This is a genomic window from Solitalea canadensis DSM 3403, from assembly GCF_000242635.2.
Taxonomy (GTDB): domain Bacteria; phylum Bacteroidota; class Bacteroidia; order Sphingobacteriales; family Sphingobacteriaceae; genus Solitalea; species Solitalea canadensis.
This window is the reverse complement of sequence record NC_017770.1, coordinates 4,482,390-4,499,919: the sequence shown is the minus strand read 5'-3', so window position 1 is coordinate 4,499,919 and position 17,530 is coordinate 4,482,390. Positions and strand designations below refer to the sequence as shown.

Sequence of the window (17,530 nt, the reverse complement as noted above, 5' to 3'; positions counted from 1 at the left end):
AATCCTTATAAATCTGTGATATCAAATAAGAATCTGTGTAATCATCAATATAATCTGTGTAATCATATATAAAGTTATGGCACTTATAAAACCAGTTGAAGGAAAGCATCCACAATTTGATGACAATTGTTTTTTAGCTGATAATGCTACAATTGTCGGTGATGTTAAAATGGGGAAAAACTGTAGTGTTTGGTTTAACGCAGTTGTTAGGGGAGATGTTAATTTTATTACAGTAGGCGATAATTGTAATATACAGGATGGAGCAGTTATCCATTGTACTTATCAGAAAGCTGCAACTATTATCGGGAATAATGTAAACATCGGACACAATGCATTAGTGCATGGTTGTATTTTAAAAGATCATGTGCTTGTTGGAATGGGTGCGATTGTAATGGATAATGCTGTTGTAAATGAATATTGTATTATTGCGGCTGGAGCAATTGTGTTGGAAAATACAGTATGTGAATCGGGATATTTATATGCCGGAGTTCCTGCAAAAAAAATAAAACCAATTACTGATGAGCAGCGTCTATTGTTAGATACATTACCAGGCAGATATATAATGTATTCTGATTGGTTTAGAGAATAAATAAAAAACTCCTGAAATTTTCAGGAGTTTTTTATTTTACATTAATGCATTATTATTCTTTAAGAACCATGTCTATACACATTACGGCTGCAAGAATTAATTTTCTTTCGTCTGAATTTTGTGGTACATGGTCTTCGATTTGGAGAACATAATTATCAGCACTAGTAAATAATTCTTTTCCTAAGCCAGCCCATTTTTTAGTCACTTTTGCTAACTGAACATCACCTTTCATAAATGAAAAATCCCAGCTAGTCCATTTTCCTTTGAGTGTACAGATTGGTCTTTCATCCGAATCTAATACATCAAATTTTCCACCAATAGAAAAGAATTTTTGTTTGAATTTACCAATAACTTTTCCGCTCTGATCTAGTACATCAACTTTTGAAAGGAATATTGAAACCCCTCTTTTGATAGTAATTAATTCATTTTGAGAGTTGTCAGTAATTTTGATTTCAAACGGAGTCATGCGTTTGTAATCAGTAAAACGAAACATTTTTGTAAAGAAACCTAAATTTGGTTCGCGACATAACATTAATGTTTCTTGCGTTTCAAGGTCCAGGATGTCGAAATTGTTAGCGGCTTTGAACATGCCAACATGTTCTTTAATGAAGAACTGATTCTTTGAAAGAATGGGATGCATATAAGTAGTTAATAGTATTTCTTTATTGTACGACAGAAATCAATTAAGGTTAATATTTATTTCAATTTCCCAGCCTGCCCGAACTGCAATTTCATCTTTATAATAAAAAACGGGTTCTGGTTGTATTCCTTTTTCTACCTGACCAATATCCCATTTTCCGTTTTTGTTGACATCTTCGATATATCGAAGTTTGTACCTGTCTGGATTTACAATAGTAAAATAGTAAACTTTGTTTTCAGAAATAAGTAGTTCTCTTACAACTTCATTTGAAGATGTTAAGACTTGGGCTATATATTGTTTACCAGGAGCAATAGAAAAATTAGCTGATACAGTTCCATAATTTGCCGTTGAGTCTGGTATGAATTTTCGCTTATAAGAGGAGTTAGTTTTTCCAAAAACGTCGGCAAGTTGATTTTCCTTAATGTTGATTTCGTAAGTTTTAGTTGTATCCCAACTATAAGTTACTATGTATTCTCTTATTGCATTAGGTTTTAGGCTTACTGTAAAGTTTGTTTTTTTTACACTGTCTTCCAATAATTCAATTTTGGTTTTGTCCAAATCCTTTAAAGGACGTGAAAAAATCAGGTTATAGGTATCACCAGGTTTTAATAATTCTGAAGTTAAATTATCTGTAATTTTTATCGGAGCCATTTTAGGATCTTGATTAAAATTTCTCACTAAGATTGTATCGAATGGTTTTCCCTGTTTGGTTAGCTCAATCCTTGTTGAATCAAATTTAGTGCTAGGCAACCAAATAGACACAGAATCTGATGTTGCTTTTTCTAATCTGATTTTATTTTTGAAATCTTCCGGGAAGAGCACATTGTATTTTACAGAGTCATCAGGATAATTTAATTTGACTAAGATTTTTCCTTCATAATATTTATTTTCTCTTACTCTCGTTTTCCTAGGAATCTGTGGTGAAATTGTAAAATTCAGAGTTGTACTGTCTTTTTGTAAATCGACAGGTTTATCTAAGAATCCTAAATATTCTTCTTCATCAAAACGTTTGTTACCATTATCGTCGGCAATTGCATAAATGTTGTACGATCCATTTTTTATATTGTTTAGTTCAAACTTTCCTCCGGTTGTAATGCTTGTATATAAAATTGGTTTTTGTTTGTAAAGTGTTTCTTTGTCGGTAGGATACAAGGCAATAATTACGTTTTTTAATTTTGATGTATCGATCACGTAATTTACAGTACCCGATATTTTTAAAGAGTCGATGTAATTTCCAGTTGAGAATACATAACGGTAATTTTTTACTGGGTTCGATTCAGTAACATCAGAAATTGAGTTTCCAAAATTTATAGAGTACGTTGTATTTTCTACAAGCGTATCTAAAAGTTTAATTTGGATGATATTTTTTTTCGCGACAACATCTGGTGCCGGATCCATTTCCGGAGATACGCTAATTTCTTTGAACTGATTTTTTAGTTGGATTAATTCATCAAATTCAATTTCTATTTTTTTGTCTTTAAAATTTAGCGTTTTATTTTTTGGCGTTTCGATTAGAAGTTTTGGCGGTGCTATATCTTTTGGACCGCCGGTTGGACTAACAATGTTAGCACATGCACTTAAAAATAATGTTGATAGAAAAAATAGGTGTAAATTATCCTTTAAAAACTGTCTTTTGTAAAATTTCACGTTTTTAAGCCCTCTGTTTAATTTAATTGTGTTTATAAGTAATGATATTAAAAAAATTAGATAGTGTCTTATATAGCTTTATAATAAGTCAGTTTTTGTAACTAATAATTTATCTAAATAACTGAAATTCAGTTATTTAGATAAATGTATCATTAAAACCGAAATATCGGCTGGTGAAACACCAGAAATTCGTGAAGCTTGACCTAAAGTGCGAGGTTTTACCTTTTTCAATTTTTCACGTGACTCTTTTGAAAGAGAGACAAGCGTGTCATAGTTGAACTCTGGATTAATTCCTTGGTCTTCCATTTTATGAAGTTTAGAAACCATTTCTAATTCTTTCTCAAAATAGGTTTCATACTTAACTTTAATTTCAGCCTGTTCAATAATTTCTTTTTTATTTCCGTTGATGAATTCTTTTAATGGTTGATAAGCCTCAACTAAGTCAACTAAATCAATTTGTGGACGTGATAGTAAATTGAACAATTTTGTGTTTTGTGGAATTGTTGAAGTTCCTTTTTCTTGCAAGAACGCATTGATTTCTCCTGGTTCTACAGATTTAGATTTCATGAATTTCACAATTTCATCTGATTTACTGATCTTCTCATTTACCTTTTCCAAACGTTCTGGAGATGCTAAACCTATATCATGCGACAGTTTAGTCAGTCGAATATCCGCATTATCTTGTCTTAATAGTAACCGATGTTCAGCTCTTGAGGTAAACATTCGATAAGGTTCCTCGGTACCTTTCGTCACTAAGTCATCTATGAGTACACCAATGTAAGCTTCCGATCTTTTTAGAATCACTTCATGTTTATCATTGATTTTTTGGTGAGCATTTATACCAGCTAAGAATCCTTGCGCAGCAGCTTCTTCATAACCAGTTGTACCATTTATTTGTCCCGCAAAAAATAGATTTGAAATTTTCTTTGTCTCAAGTGTCGTATGTAATTGAGTAGGAGGGAAGAAATCATATTCAATTGCATAACCTGGGCGGAAGAATTTTGCATTCTCAAATCCTGGAACTTTGGTCAATGCTTTATACTGTACATCTTCTGGAAGTGAGGTAGAAAAACCATTTACATAAACTTCAACTGTATTCCAACCTTCAGGTTCAACGAATAATTGGTGTCTGTCTCTTTCAGCAAAACGGTTGATTTTATCTTCAATAGACGGGCAATACCTTGGACCTAAACCTTTGATTCTTCCGGTAAACATTGGTGAGCGGTCAAAGCCTTCCTTTAATATATCATGAACTTCAGGACTGGTATAGGTAATGTAGCACGATCTTTTTTCAGTAGGAAGAGGAAAATCTAAATAGGAGAAACGTCCTGCATTTTCTTCACCTTGTTGTTCTTCCATCACAGAATAATTGATACTTCTTCCGTCAATTCTTGGAGGAGTACCTGTTTTCATTCTGCCGGATTCTAATCCTAATTCAACTAAATGCTCCGTTAAACCAGTAGCACCTTTCTCACCCATACGTCCACCACCAAATCTTTTTTCGCCAATATGGATGGTTCCGTTAAGAAAAGTTCCGTTTGTAAGTACTACAGCTTTCGATTTAATTTCTAGTCCAAGTGAAGTTTTTACTCCATAAACAGTATTACCTTTTACAAGTAAACTGCTTACCATATCCTGGAAGAAATCAATATTTGGAGTCTGTTCAAGCATATTTCGCCATTCTTCATGGAACTTATAGCGATCGTTTTGTGAACGAGGACTCCACATTGCAGGGCCTTTTGATTGATTAAGCATGCGGAATTGGATTGTTGTTTTATCACTAACAATACCTGAATAACCTCCCATTGCATCAATCTCTCTAACTATTTGACCTTTTGCTACGCCACCCATGGCTGGGTTACATGACATTTGGGCAATAGTTTGCATGTTCATGGTTACTAGTAGAACTTTTGAACCTAAGTTTGCAGCTGCAGCAGCAGCTTCACATCCGGCATGACCGGCACCAACTACTATTATATCGTACTCTGGAAACATATTTCTTTCATGTTCCACGTGGAACATCTCTTTATATTCGTGCTATTTATTTGAATCTGCAAAGTTACGAAAAATCAATTTGGTAGTAGGAGAGCTCATTATTATGTTTAAAGCGAGAATAGCTTGGATATAGCTGTTTATTTTTAGGTGAATATCCTGTTCTGGTCTGTAGGATCATATTTTGTAAGGTGATAACTATTATTGAATTTCTTAATAAATGATATTTTTTATATCTATAATGAATGCACTATACCTTACTATAATGTTTCACGTGAAACATTATACCTGTATTATTGTTCCGAGGTGGATTTAGTTAGGTTTTTTTAGCGTATATAGTTTAGTGATACACATATTCACGTCATTTTGAATTTAAATTCAAGGGTGATTGAATTAGTATCTTATTTAGTTAAATCAAATTATCAGTTATTAAGCAACTATTTTTGAAGCAAGAAACTGCGGGTAGTGATTTTAAAGCAACTTTGGATGTTAGAGTTATGCTTTTGGAATAGTTAATCCTAACTACGACTAGTAAACTATCTTAGTAGGATATAAGCATTAGGCTATTATTTTCTTAAGCGATATCTTATTTGCTAGTAATTAGACCTAATTATGATAATATTATTAGGTATTGGCTTTTATAGTAATGTTTTACGTGAAACGTTATATGTGTATGTAGTTTTTAAATATTAATCAATAAGCTTCTTTTAACTGGTGTTAAATGCTGTAGCTAGTTTCATTATGTGTTATTTTAATTATAATAATCAAAATCCTGGTATCCATTCAATAGCACTTTATTAGTACAATGTTTCACGTGAAACATTGTAATGGATTCTTTTAAGGTATAGTTTGATAATAGTGCTAAATAGCTGATTTATGTTCCCTTTTTATCTAGTTGAATCCTATAATGTGCTATAGATTTCCTTGTAATGGTTTTTGTATGCATTAGGCTTATCATACTGTATGTTCAACTATATAATAGAATAGAGAGGGTTTTAAATCTTTTGTTTGAATCTTAGTTTTTATTGCTATTGTTTTACTAATTGATGTTTTATGTGAATATATTAGTTAATCTATAACTTTTTGCTTTTGAAAGATGTTATATAGCTGTTTTAAGTCAAGGATCATATATTCTAATTAAACTTGCAGTAGCTTAAGAGTTCGTTTTTTGATTAAAGGCTGTTTATTGTTTCTTAAATAAATGTTCCACGTGAAACATTAATCATAGTATGTATTTAATTATTGTTTGTTTTACCTGTGAGTGAATGCTTATATAACTGTATAATTCAATGTTTATGGATTATAATTAAAACAGGCAGCTAGTTTAATCGCTCGTCTTTTGGCTTAGGAGCTATTTATTACTTGTTATGGAAATGTTTCACGTGGAACATGGTAGAAGTATCAACGTTGTTCATTACCTATTTTCCTATGATTATAGGGTATTTAATTATTTTAACCCAATGTTCATATATTGTAATAACAATTGGTAGGAGTTTAATCAATCGTCTTTTGATTGAGAGTTGTTTATTAATTGTTTACCTGTATTGGATGTTGGATAACTGTTTTAGTCAATACTTTCTACTATAATTAAAACTGGTAGGTGGTTTAATCTCTTTTTTTGGAATAAAAGTTATTTATCGCCTGTTAAGGAAATGTTTCACGTGAAATATTGATTATAGGATGAGAGTAATTCATAGCTTGCTTTACCTGTGATTTGATGTTGTAAAACTGTTTTGATTCAATGACCATGTTTTATAATTATAACTGTCAGTTAGTTTAATCGCTAGCTTTTAGAATAACAGCTATTTATAGTTCCTTAAGTAAATGTTCCACGTGAAACATAACGCTTAGAATTTTTTCTATGCGTTTTATTTACATTGGTTATATGCAGAAGGTTTATTTAATAACCTTGGAAAATTAGTTATTAAGAATAATACGCTATAATTATAGTAAGTGATAAGTATATATAAATAGTGTTTATGAAGGTTAGATTTATTGATTTGTTATCAGATATTATTTGAAATGACATATATGATTGTAAATGCGAAAGACATAAGTTAACAACCTTATAAATAGATATTTTATAGACGATAGGATAATTATGTTCAGTATAACCGTAGACTAATTGATGTGTCAGTATTGCTTTTACTTTTTAGGTAAATAGATAATTGAAATATTTGTATTTGGTTAAAGTTTCACGTGAAACTTTATTATTGCAGAATTTTAATAGTAAAAACCTACATCATCTGCTGTAATAGTAAAAAATGCTTAATGTCTATATATTTATGAATTTGCATGTAAGTGCAGCCTGGTTTATTCATGTTCCATGTGAAACATATTATTTTCTATAAAGTAGGCTTAAATCCAATATTTTATCAGATGTATATATAGTGATACCTTCTTTAAGAGTTAGTGAAGAATAAACCATTGCTTTTGCCACATCTATTGTCTTTATTGATCTATACTTCTTTAATGAGCCTAGTAGGAGAGGATTAATAATATTCATTAGTTTGATCCAAAAGGATTCGCCCGTTCTATGTTCTTTTCTGTCACCAACCAATAATGAAGGTCTAAATATGCTTACTATTCTATACCCAAGTTCCTTAATGTCGTTTTCTACCAAACCTTTAAGTTTATTATAAAATATAGCTGAATCTTTATTAGCTCCCATTGCACTGACAAGTAAAAAATGAGTTGCGCCGTTCACTAATGCTATTTTAGCTATTTCTCTCGGATATATTCGGTCTATAAGTTCATAATTTTCTTTTGTTCCTGCTTTTTTCATTGTACTGCCAATGCAACAGAAAACAATATCAGCTTTTATATCATTTTTATAGTTTTCTAGTAAATTAAAGTCAATTATTAACTGAGTTAGTTTTTTGTGAGAGATAGGAAGCAGTTTTCTTACCAGTATGGTTACTTTATCAATATTTTGATTCTCTAAAACTAAATGCAGACAATCTGTACCCACCAAACCGCTCGCACCTATAATTAATGCTGATTTCATACAATAATGTTTTTTGTGAATTTAATCTTTTGATTACATATCTACTTGATTATATCGTACAGATGTTAAGTAATTGGTAGGAGAGGGTAAGTATGAATACTATTATTCATTGGAGGTTAGTAATGCAGGAAAAAGTAAAATTACTACTGAACTAATTGATTTAAGCTTTATAAGCGTGTAAAATTGGAATCAAGGATAAAAAGAATGATTAATTAGGTGATACTACTTTCTTAACATCATTTGGTTTTAAGAGACTTATTCAATAGGCAGCTGTGCTAAAAACAGTATTTGCACTAGAATCAGTGTAATTTGGTTTCTAATTTTCTATTGAATATAAAAAAGGCTTTATAAAGGTAAATAATGGATAAGGTCCGTTAGAAAAACAGAATACTCTTCTGCAATAGCATTAATTATTTCCAGCGGTTTTATAATCCATTTTTTTGAATTTTTCCCTTTGTGCCGTAGTTAAATAGGTCAATAGTATCGTTTCAATTAACAATTTATGTTTTGAAAACAGTTTTTAAGAACAACCTATTAAAAGAGGTATTCTAACTAAAAATATACTTCATTGGTGTAATTATAACATACATACACCTGTTGCAACATTATCTGAATAACCCAAAATCTATATTAGGTCTTATACTTGATACTGTAATTGGTTTAATGGTATTAACTATCAATTTATCCAATACGGAATTATAGACTAACCGTAAGTAGTTTATAAATGTAGTTTTCTTGCAAAAAGGTTATTTACAGGAGGTATGATGCTTAATACTACAGATAAAATAGCTATTTGTTAGTTAAATTATTCAGGCTAATTAAAGTTAGAATTAGTGTATGATTTAACATATTGGGGGTCATTTTACCTGGATTATACACTCAGTTCTTTTATAAATCCGGATTGAAAACCCTTTATCCGTATTGAAATTGAATAGGATTCTATTTGATTGAACAGGCCACTCAAAATTTAATTTATTAGTAAGTCTACTGCAGTATAAGTGTCGAACTCTAATTAGTTTATTATATAACCGTTTAATTTAATCAATAACAGTTACTGGTTAGAATATTGTTTGTTGCTAATTAACTGCTTCAGACAGTTTGACTAAGGTGTATTTGCAGTGTAGGTTTTGAGATTAGTTTATGCTAAATAGTAGTATTAAAAGGAAAATGTCAGCTGCCTTTGCTATCAATGGGTTTGCATATAAAATAAAATGTTTGGTAACTCTATTATACGTCTGTACTAATTAACCTAATCTGGTTTGTTGTACTAATTATTAATATTTCAAGTATATCAGCACCTCATAAAACTTGGGGATGTTAGTACCTGCACTTAATGCTGTAGATATATTACTCCAGCCCAATTATTAGATCTTTTCGTAATGGTTATTATTGATGCAATATTCTTTTTATGGCTAATTACAATGCTAATAAGGGCATTTAACTTATCCTTCTTGTTTAGACTTTAGTATAAATGGGATTATTAATATAATAGCAAGTCTATTATACTCACCAGAATACAGAAGCCATGAATAATAGGACGGATGGACTAATTAATGGCTTAAAAAATAAGGCATAACTATTATCGTCATGCCCTATTAAATGGTGTAATAATAATTAGGATTTTGATTAAACGGCATTAATGCCACTATTAAAAGTTATGGTCTTGCAAATTTTTCCTCACAAAGTTTTCCATTGTCGTTGATGTGTTAAAATAGCGTTTCCCATGTAGGTTTTAGTCTTTTAATTAGTTTAAATAAAATCATTATTAACCCTAATTATTTAGTAAATTAATTATTATTAAATTATATGTTTAAACATTAAATGTTTTTACGTACATTTGTATCGTCAATAAGAAAGGACACAAACATGAAAACAATTTTTCATCGCGCTAAAGAGCGCGGATTTAATAATCTGGGTTGGTTAAAAAGTTATCACTCTTTCAGTTTCAGTCAGTTTTATGACCCTCAAAAAATGAACTTCGGTTTATTAAGGGTGTTAAATGACGATGCTGTTTCAGCTGGAATGGGCTTCGGCGCACACCCTCACGATAATATGGAAATTGTAAGTATTCCACTTTCGGGTGAATTAAAGCATAAAGACAGTACGGGTAGAGATGAAGTTATTAAAACACATGATGTTCAGATCATGTCGGCCGGTAGTGGGATCACCCACTCTGAATTTAATAACTCACGGGAGAAAGAAGTAAAATTCTTACAGATATGGGTGTTCCCTAATGAAAAGAATATTGAACCTCGTTATGAGCAAAAAACTTTTCTTCCGGAAGACCGTGAAAATAGACTATCGACGGTGGTTTCTCCCAATAAGGAAGAAGGTGGAGTTTGGATTAACCAAGATGCCTGGTTCTCTTTAGGAAACTTTGATGAAAATAAAACAATCTCCTATGACCTTAAAAAAGAGGGCAATGGTGTATATGTTTTTGTGTTGAGCGGAGAAGTTGAGGTAGATGGTAATACTTTAGGTGAGCGTGATGCAATAGGTATTTGGGAAACCAATAAAATAGATGTTAAAACAAATACTTATACAGAGCTGTTGTTGATAGAAGTTCCAATGAATTTTTAATTTAAAAATATAGTATTTCAAAAATGGAAATAGTAGAAAAAGTAGATGTTATTGAGCGTTTAACCAATTTTCGTTACGCTACTAAAAAGTTTGATTCTTCAAAAAAACTTACTGAAGAGCAGGTTAACAATATTTTAGCCGCTTTGAATTTAAGTGCATCATCATTCGGGTTACAACCCTATAAATTCATTTTGGTAAATGATCCTGAAGTTCGCGAAAAATTAAAAAATGCCGCATTCGGACAAACTCAGGTTACCGATGCATCTCACTTAATTGTGTTTGCTCACAAAACTTCAATGGATCATGGTTTCATTGAAAAATACATTGACAATATTGCTACAACCAGAGATGTTCCACGTGAAGCATTAGGTGGTTTTGAAGATGTAATGAAAGGTACAGCTAATAATCTAACAGAAGATGCTGCAGCTTACTGGAATGCTCGTCAAACTTATATCGCACTAGGAAATCTACTTACTTACTGTGCTGTTGAAGGAATTGATGCTTGTCCGATGGAAGGTTTCGATGGAAATGCTTTTGATGAAATCTTAGGATTGAAAGAGAAAGGTTTACATGCAGTAGTAATTGCTCCGGTTGGTTATCGTTCTGAAGAAGATGGTATGCAACACGCTAAAAAAGTAAGAAGACCAATTAGCGAGATTGTTGAAGTAATCTAATTTTAATTTAGGAATTTGAGGAGGTGTGAATTTTGGAAGCACCTCAACTTCCTTTTTTTTGAAATTGTATAATTCGATCTTAAATAATAAAAATGCCGTTCTTTGCTATAAAGACGGCATTTTTTATTGTTAAATGTTGATCATTCTCAAATTTTTAACTTCCCAAGCTCTTAAATTTACTTAAGTAGTAATTTTCCTTCTCCGTCATTAAGGCTTTATCCTCTGGTTTTTTATCGTAATAACCACAAAGATGAAGAATACCATGGACAATGACCCGATGTAGCTCTGTATCGCCTGAAACACCGAATTTAGAGGCATTTTCATTTGTCCTGTCTACACTGATAAAAATATCGCCAACAATCTGGTCTTCTTTTTCTGAATTATCAAAGGTTACGATATCTGTATAGGTATTGTGATTAAGATATTGCTTATTGATCTCCAGCAAATAATCATCAGAACATAAAATGAAATTAACATCCTTCAGTTTAAAACCTTCTTCTTCTACGGTATTCTTAATCCAGGTTTTAAGTTTTGCCTTATGATTGAGTTTAAAATCGATTTCTTCGTTGAAAAAATTTATAGCCATTATACAAAATGAGTTCTTTCTGTAAATTGCTTAATTGCAATTACAGTCATGTAAGTAGTTTGCAAAGATAATTAAAGTGAAGTTTTTGAACAGAAGATATTTATACAGACGGGCATAACAGAAAAGTTATTTGTTTTAGCTGATCAGCTATTAACAAATAACTTTTTATACGTTCTCGGTTAAGTTTGATTGGGCTTAAAACTTATAACTTGAAGTGCATTTCTACTTCGTTTCCTTTGTCGTTATAAATAAAATAATCAGAAAGGTGTTTCATAATAAATACACCACGTCCACAATCTTTTTCAAGATTTTCAGGAAGCGTTGGATCAGTCAAGTTTCTGAAATCAAAACCATCACCTTCATCGGCAACTGTAAAAATGAATTTACTTTTATTTACCAATTCTACGTTAATGTAAACCATCTTGTTTTCCAAACATTTGTTTCCATGAACTATCGCATTCATTGTGGCCTCATTTAATGAAGTCATAATGTTGCCATAACATTCATTAGAAACGTGATGTTCTTCCAAAAGCAACTCTAAAAAATTTTCAAGTTCTATTATGCTTTCCAGTTTAGAAGACAACCGTAACGTATAAAGTTTGCTTGTATCTGTAGTAATTTGACCCATAACACTATTTTCCAGTATTCAACAAATTAAAATAAGTATTAATTTTTGTCTTATAAAATGAACTCACTCCCGGTGGAAGTGTTTTTAGCAATTCCAATTCTTTTTGTTTGGCTTTCTGGTACTGTTCAAAAACGGCTTTAAAATCAGCTGTTTGATCTTTACCTTCTTTAGCCTCCCGTTTTTCATCCTGATCACGTTCACGTTCAGCTTTCTCAGCTTCTAACAAACGGGTCTTTATTTCTTGCTGACGCTTGAGCATTTCTTGCGTGAGCTGTTTATTGTAAAGTTGAGTTTCGGTTTGTTCCATGTCTTTACCCAACTTATCTAAATCACCTAACTTTCCTTTGCCATCTTTATTTTGCTCCCGGTTAATATCCTGCAACGCATTTCGTATAGCCTGTTGTTGACGGGCCATTTTAGCAATCTGCTCACTTTGCTGTCCGCGAGGTGTTTGCCCAGGTTTCATGCCGTTTTTCATTTGCTGCATTTGATCATTCAGATCCTGCTGCATTTTGTTTAGCATCGAAAGACTTGGCTTTTGATTTTTACTTTTGCTTTTCGATTTACCTTTTCCGGCACTCGACTGTTGATTTTGCAAATTATCTAAAACTTCGCTAAGCATTACAGCTAAATTATTGACAGAGGTCATTACATATTGCTGATAGCCTGCGGCTTCACCAGTTCTTCGGTCGCCCAAACTCTCCATGGTCTTTGCCATGTATTGATCGATAGTCTCCGTTTCCTTGTTTACGAAACTTTGTATTTGAAGGATACGTTTACTTAAAGAAAAAATACTATCGCGTATCATCGACACATCATCTTTTAATGATTTTTGTCGCTGAACCAGCAAATTAAAGCCAGGATCATTGATTCCAAGACCTTTAAATTGTTGCATTAATTTTTCCTGGTCGAAGGAAACTTTCAACAGATTATCTAAAACCTGACGCAATCCTTCAATATCAACATCAAGTTTCATGCCTTCCATTTGCTGTTGAGCATCTTTCATGCTTTGCGAAAGCTTTTTCATCTTATTCGAAGCATTTTTTTGCGACTCAGAAGCCTTGCCTTTATTGTCGTTTTTTAGTTGTTCCGAACTGTTATTCAGGTCTTTATTAATATCTTCTTGTTCTTTCTCAGTGTTCTCAATGTTGTTTTTATTCTCTAATTCCTCATTTTTCTTTTGAAGGTCGTCTAATTCTTTTTGAAGTTGATCAAACTCATTATTGATTTTATCTTGTTCATTTTTGAGACTCGGTGCGTCCGAATTTTTATCCTTTGTTTTTTCCTGAAGATTATCTTGTTTCTTCGAGATATCATCAAGTTTATCAATGCTTTGTTGAAATTTTTGCTCAAATTCCAACTGTTTATACAACTCAAGCATACGATTCAATTCTTTTTCCAAACTCTTATTGTCCATGCGCATATTATCTAATTGCTCACGGGTAAGGTTTTTATTGTTTTCCTCCATCATTTTTTGGAGGTTCAGTAAAATCTCTTTGGTTTTTTCGTCCAGCACATTGTTGAACATATCTTCCAGCTGTTTTTGCTTATCCATAATTTTTTGGTCAAGCTCATTCATTTCGCTGTTTTGTTGGTTGTTCAACTTATTTTCCTGCTGAATTTCCCGAATGTTTTCTTCCAACTGCTTTTGTTTTTCAATCAGTTCATTAATCTGTTTCTTCTCTTCAAAAGTCAGTGTTTTTTTATCGGCCAGTTTATCATTCAACTTTTTAGCATCACGCTGAATTTTAGAAGCCTGGCGTAGCGCACTCTCCATTTTATCTTTTAACTCAGCACGTTTGCTATCCAATTGTTTATCAATTTCGGACTTCGAAAGTGTTTGAATAGTTTTAATAGCCGACTTAGTCGATTTGGCACCATTCACACCATCATTATCAAAAATTTCAAAATAATAACTTACTTCATCGCCAGCAGCAATACCACTTTCATCCAGATCCCAATCATAGAAAAATCGCTCGTCTGTTTGTGAAGTACTGATCGGAACTGATTTACTGTAAATTTTCTTTTTGTCTTTATTCAGAATCTGGTAATTGAAAGTTAGTTTCGAAAAACCATAATCATCTTTCAACTCGCCGGCAAAATAGATCTGTTTATTAGTAAGCGAATCGCCGCGTTCAATAACATTTATTGACGGATGAGCATCTGGAATTACATTGATCGAATAATTCAATGAATCTTTTTTCTTCACAAAGCCATTGCGAGTTTCAACTGCATAGCGAGTAGATTTAAACAACTTTTTGCTTACATAAAAAGAAGATTCCGATTTTTTCTCTGAAGGTTGAGACGTCCCGTCAAAAACCATATCCAATTCTTGTGTGTTGGCCGCTTTAAAATTCCAGCTGATCAGCGTACCCGCCGGAACAGAAAGATCCCCAGTATTTTGGATGGCTTCATTTTGTTTTTTAGTATAGGAAGGATACACCATCGTTACTTCAAAATTCAACAACATCGGATTGGGCAATACCGAAAGCTGATATTCTTGTGAATAAAAGCCATCTGCAAAGAATCTGAAATTTTGTGTTTTCTGCAGATTTTTGAAGGTATAAGAAAATTCGAGAATACTCTTTTTATCCAGCTTATAGCGGTTCTCACCTTCTATGAGGTAAATATCCTGCGGAATTTCATCTCCCGAAAGTTTAATATTTACCGTAAGGTCTTCATTTTGTAAAGCCTTGAGGGCTTTGTTTTGAATATCAATCGAAAATGGAGCTTTACGGGCAAACGGAGTATTGTAATTAACCAATCGCGTAGTTCCATCTTTCAATACGGCCGGTGCTGCCGCTCCTAAAACAATTAGTGCCACCAATGGAGGAAGTGCATACTTCAGGTATTTTTTATTTTCTGAAAGATTAATGGCCGAAGCAAATGGAATGGGCTTTAGTTGTTCAATCTTTTGGTTGATACTTGCTTCTATCAAGCTGTTATTTTCAGCCGAAACCGACATTGATTTCAACTGTAAGGTGTTTAACAGTTTATCCTTTACATTGGGGAAATGACTGCCGATAATTTCAGAAGCTTGTTGATGGTTAATTACATTGCCAAGTTTAAAAAACGCCAATAATGGTTTTGCTACATAAACCACTAGTACCACAAGCGCTACCAACAAAAAGCTAAAGAATATAACAGTACGCGCCGTCGTACTCAGAAACGAATAATACTCAGTAACTGCCAGCACCAGGTAACTGGCCGCCAAAATTGCAATCACATACAGGCTCCCACGAATTAACCGGTTTTTATAATATTTCCGGATAAACTCGTCAAGCTTGCTGATCAGTAATTCGTAGCTGGTATGTTGTTTCATTAATAATGGTTATCTGTTAACGGCAATCGGGGCTTTATATTCTGTCTCGTTTTTCTTTCAAGCAGAACATACTATGCCTTATAGCAAATTTAACTATTATTTTTTCTGAAACTGAATTTGTTTTGGAGTGTGATCAAAAATTTAAAAGATTTTATTGGGAGGAATTATTTAGTAGTTCAGCATCAATAAAATTACACCTAATTATTTTGAATAGGTTAAAAGGTGTTAATTTTGGCTGCAACTTTAACCTTTTGAAAAAGTATAATAGTAAACTATCCAATACGACTCATTTTTTATAGGATTAGCCCTTTTAACATAAAGAATTCGATAGTATCGTTAGTTGCGAAAAAATCGTTAAACATATTTCCATGAAAAAAGCACTTCTTTTATTTTTTAGCGTATCCATTTTAATGGCTTCTTGTAAACAAGAGATTATCTCTCCGAATTCTGAAGATGAAATGAAAACAGGTAGATCGGATGATAAAACTGTTCATTCAGCTGGAGATGGTAAATGGGATTTACTTGGGTACGGATATGATCTTACAGGAGATTTTCCAAATTCTAGTTATGCAAAATCAGCTATTGTTGATATAGAAAAATTAAAAATCGACCATCCTACCACTGTTGAATTAGCAACTACACAATCCTCATTCGCTATAAATGAAACAGGTGAAACATCTGAAGATTTCTTAAGAAAAATTACAAACAGGAAAACGCTAAATGAAGGAACAGAAAATTTATATAAAGGAGCTATTGACAATAATTTTTCCAATGAGAATAAATGGTCTTCAAAATATGTATATGGTTCGTATACCCAATATATTTCTAAAAGAAGACTTTATATGATGGGAAATGTTAACCTTTTAAAGGAATACTTAAAAACACAATTTATATCTGATGTAAAAAGTTTAACACCTTCCGAAATAGTACGAATATATGGAACGCATATTTTGCTTGATATTAATCTGGGAGGTAAAATAGAAATAATTTATCAAGCAGAAACCAGCAGTAGTACCAGATCTCTTGCTGCTTCATCAGGAACAGAAGTTGCATTTACTAAGATATTTGGTGTGAGTGGGTATAATACATTTGAGGGTTCATCGTCCTTAGCAAAAAGCAATTATAACCAAACAGTAATAGCAAGAACAATAGGGGGTGCATTTGAAAAAACAATTAAAGGAATAACAATTAATTCTGATGGGCAACCAAGTGAAACAATAAATATTTCTGGATGGAGCTCGGGAATTACAGATTCGAACCTTAAGCTTATTACTATAAATAATGTAATTCCATTATATGAATTGATTACAGATCCGATAAAGAAAAGTCAGGTTCAGAGCTATATTACCCAATATTTTAAAGCTCATCAAGTTTCATTAACAACTGATGTTGTATATATTTTTGAAAATTCTGCCCGAAAGGATTATGCATTAAGCACAAATATTAACCTTCCTCAAATTTATCAAGGCTGGATTAATAACAATGCGGCCTTTAAAACTTATTCCTATAATCCTTCAGTCGCACAGCCGATTTATTCATATGTTAATAATAAAACGGGTGATCATGCATACACAACAACTAAAATAACTCTTGCCGATTGGGTTGCTGAGGGCATTCCATTTTATGCGTATAATACTCAAGTATCTGGAACAGTTCCTGTTTATCAGTTTTATAATAGTGCTAATACTTCCCATTACTATTCAACAAACAGAAACGCTACTAGTGGATATACTGGATGGGCATTTGAAGGAGTTTGTTTCTATGCACTTCCATTAAATTAATATCATGAGATTGAAGTCTTTATTGTTATTATAGCAATGAAGACTTCTGATGTTAATAAGCAACAATTAGCCTTTAGTTTTATA

The 17,530-nt window shown here is 32.3% G+C and carries 11 protein-coding genes; 4 read left to right on the top strand and 7 right to left on the bottom strand.

What is annotated here, in order from left to right; genetic code table 11:
* The first annotated feature begins 76 nt into the window (after positions 1-76).
* A complete protein-coding gene (locus SOLCA_RS18865; protein ID WP_014682071.1) occupies positions 77-589 on the top strand; it encodes a gamma carbonic anhydrase family protein in 513 nt (170 codons plus the stop codon).
* Between the two features lie 52 nt (positions 590-641).
* On the opposite strand, the gene SOLCA_RS18860 is transcribed toward SOLCA_RS18865, so the two are convergent.
* The 4 genes from SOLCA_RS18860 to SOLCA_RS18845 all read right to left on the bottom strand — a co-directional run bounded on the left by SOLCA_RS18860 (position 642) and on the right by SOLCA_RS18845 (position 7,875).
* The gene (locus tag SOLCA_RS18860) at positions 642-1,229 is read right to left on the bottom strand and encodes a phospholipid scramblase-related protein (RefSeq protein ID WP_014682070.1); all 588 of its coding nucleotides are present in this window, start codon (positions 1,227-1,229) and stop codon (positions 642-644) included.
* A 39-nt stretch (positions 1,230-1,268) separates the two neighbouring features.
* Positions 1,269-2,876, bottom strand: a complete 1,608-nt coding sequence (locus SOLCA_RS18855) for an Ig-like domain-containing protein (RefSeq protein ID WP_014682069.1) — start codon at positions 2,874-2,876, stop codon at positions 1,269-1,271.
* A 132-nt stretch (positions 2,877-3,008) separates the two neighbouring features.
* Entirely contained in the window at positions 3,009-4,871 is a 1,863-nt protein-coding gene (gene mnmG / locus SOLCA_RS18850) for a tRNA uridine-5-carboxymethylaminomethyl(34) synthesis enzyme MnmG (RefSeq protein ID WP_042481667.1), read from the bottom strand.
* A 2,335-nt stretch (positions 4,872-7,206) separates the two neighbouring features.
* Positions 7,207-7,875 carry a Rossmann-fold NAD(P)-binding domain-containing protein gene (locus SOLCA_RS18845; protein WP_014682067.1) on the bottom strand — a complete coding sequence of 223 codons (669 nt, stop codon included), beginning with the start codon at positions 7,873-7,875 and terminating at the stop codon, positions 7,207-7,209.
* Between the two features lie 1,866 nt (positions 7,876-9,741).
* On the opposite strand from SOLCA_RS18845, the gene SOLCA_RS18840 reads away from it, so the two are divergent.
* Together SOLCA_RS18840 and SOLCA_RS18835 are read left to right on the top strand one after the other, a co-directional pair.
* Positions 9,742-10,455 (top strand): pirin family protein, encoded by a 714-nt coding sequence (locus SOLCA_RS18840; RefSeq protein WP_042480197.1) that lies wholly within the window; start codon positions 9,742-9,744, stop codon positions 10,453-10,455.
* Positions 10,456-10,478: 23 nt separating this feature from the next.
* Entirely contained in the window at positions 10,479-11,129 is a 651-nt protein-coding gene (locus SOLCA_RS18835; protein WP_014682065.1) for an NAD(P)H-dependent oxidoreductase, read from the top strand.
* 154 nt (positions 11,130-11,283) lie between these two features.
* On the opposite strand, the gene ybeY is transcribed toward SOLCA_RS18835, so the two are convergent.
* From ybeY to SOLCA_RS18820, 3 genes are all read right to left on the bottom strand, one after another.
* Positions 11,284-11,715, bottom strand: coding sequence for an rRNA maturation RNase YbeY (ybeY, locus tag SOLCA_RS18830; protein WP_014682064.1), 432 nt, complete (start codon positions 11,713-11,715; stop codon positions 11,284-11,286).
* Positions 11,716-11,917: 202 nt separating this feature from the next.
* A complete protein-coding gene (locus SOLCA_RS18825) occupies positions 11,918-12,343 on the bottom strand; it encodes an ATP-binding protein (RefSeq protein ID WP_014682063.1) in 426 nt (141 codons plus the stop codon).
* A gap of 4 nt (positions 12,344-12,347) precedes the next feature.
* On the bottom strand, positions 12,348-15,665 hold the full coding sequence (locus tag SOLCA_RS18820; RefSeq protein ID WP_014682062.1) for a DUF4175 family protein: 3,318 nt from the start codon (positions 15,663-15,665) through the stop codon (positions 12,348-12,350).
* Between the two features lie 368 nt (positions 15,666-16,033).
* Here SOLCA_RS18820 and SOLCA_RS18815 point away from each other — a divergent pair, with 368 nt between their 5' ends.
* The gene (locus SOLCA_RS18815) at positions 16,034-17,446 is read left to right on the top strand and encodes an MAC/perforin domain-containing protein (RefSeq protein ID WP_014682061.1); all 1,413 of its coding nucleotides are present in this window, start codon (positions 16,034-16,036) and stop codon (positions 17,444-17,446) included.
* Positions 17,447-17,530 lie beyond the last annotated feature (84 nt).

Excerpts from the sequence above, each read along its gene's own strand:
- SOLCA_RS18865 (WP_014682071.1), top strand. The coding sequence starts at position 77 with ATGGCACTTATAAAACCAGTTGAAGGAAAGCATCCACAATTTGATGAC.
- SOLCA_RS18860 (WP_014682070.1), bottom strand. The coding sequence starts at position 1,229 with ATGCATCCCATTCTTTCAAAGAATCAGTTCTTCATTAAAGAACATGTT.
- mnmG (WP_042481667.1), bottom strand. The coding sequence starts at position 4,871 with ATGTTTCCAGAGTACGATATAATAGTAGTTGGTGCCGGTCATGCCGGA.
- SOLCA_RS18845 (WP_014682067.1), bottom strand. The coding sequence starts at position 7,875 with ATGAAATCAGCATTAATTATAGGTGCGAGCGGTTTGGTGGGTACAGAT.
- SOLCA_RS18840 (WP_042480197.1), top strand. The coding sequence starts at position 9,742 with ATGAAAACAATTTTTCATCGCGCTAAAGAGCGCGGATTTAATAATCTG.
- SOLCA_RS18835 (WP_014682065.1), top strand. The coding sequence starts at position 10,479 with ATGGAAATAGTAGAAAAAGTAGATGTTATTGAGCGTTTAACCAATTTT.
- ybeY (WP_014682064.1), bottom strand. The coding sequence starts at position 11,715 with ATGGCTATAAATTTTTTCAACGAAGAAATCGATTTTAAACTCAATCAT.
- SOLCA_RS18825 (WP_014682063.1), bottom strand. The coding sequence starts at position 12,343 with ATGGGTCAAATTACTACAGATACAAGCAAACTTTATACGTTACGGTTG.
- SOLCA_RS18820 (WP_014682062.1), bottom strand. The coding sequence starts at position 15,665 with ATGAAACAACATACCAGCTACGAATTACTGATCAGCAAGCTTGACGAG.
- SOLCA_RS18815 (WP_014682061.1), top strand. The coding sequence starts at position 16,034 with ATGAAAAAAGCACTTCTTTTATTTTTTAGCGTATCCATTTTAATGGCT.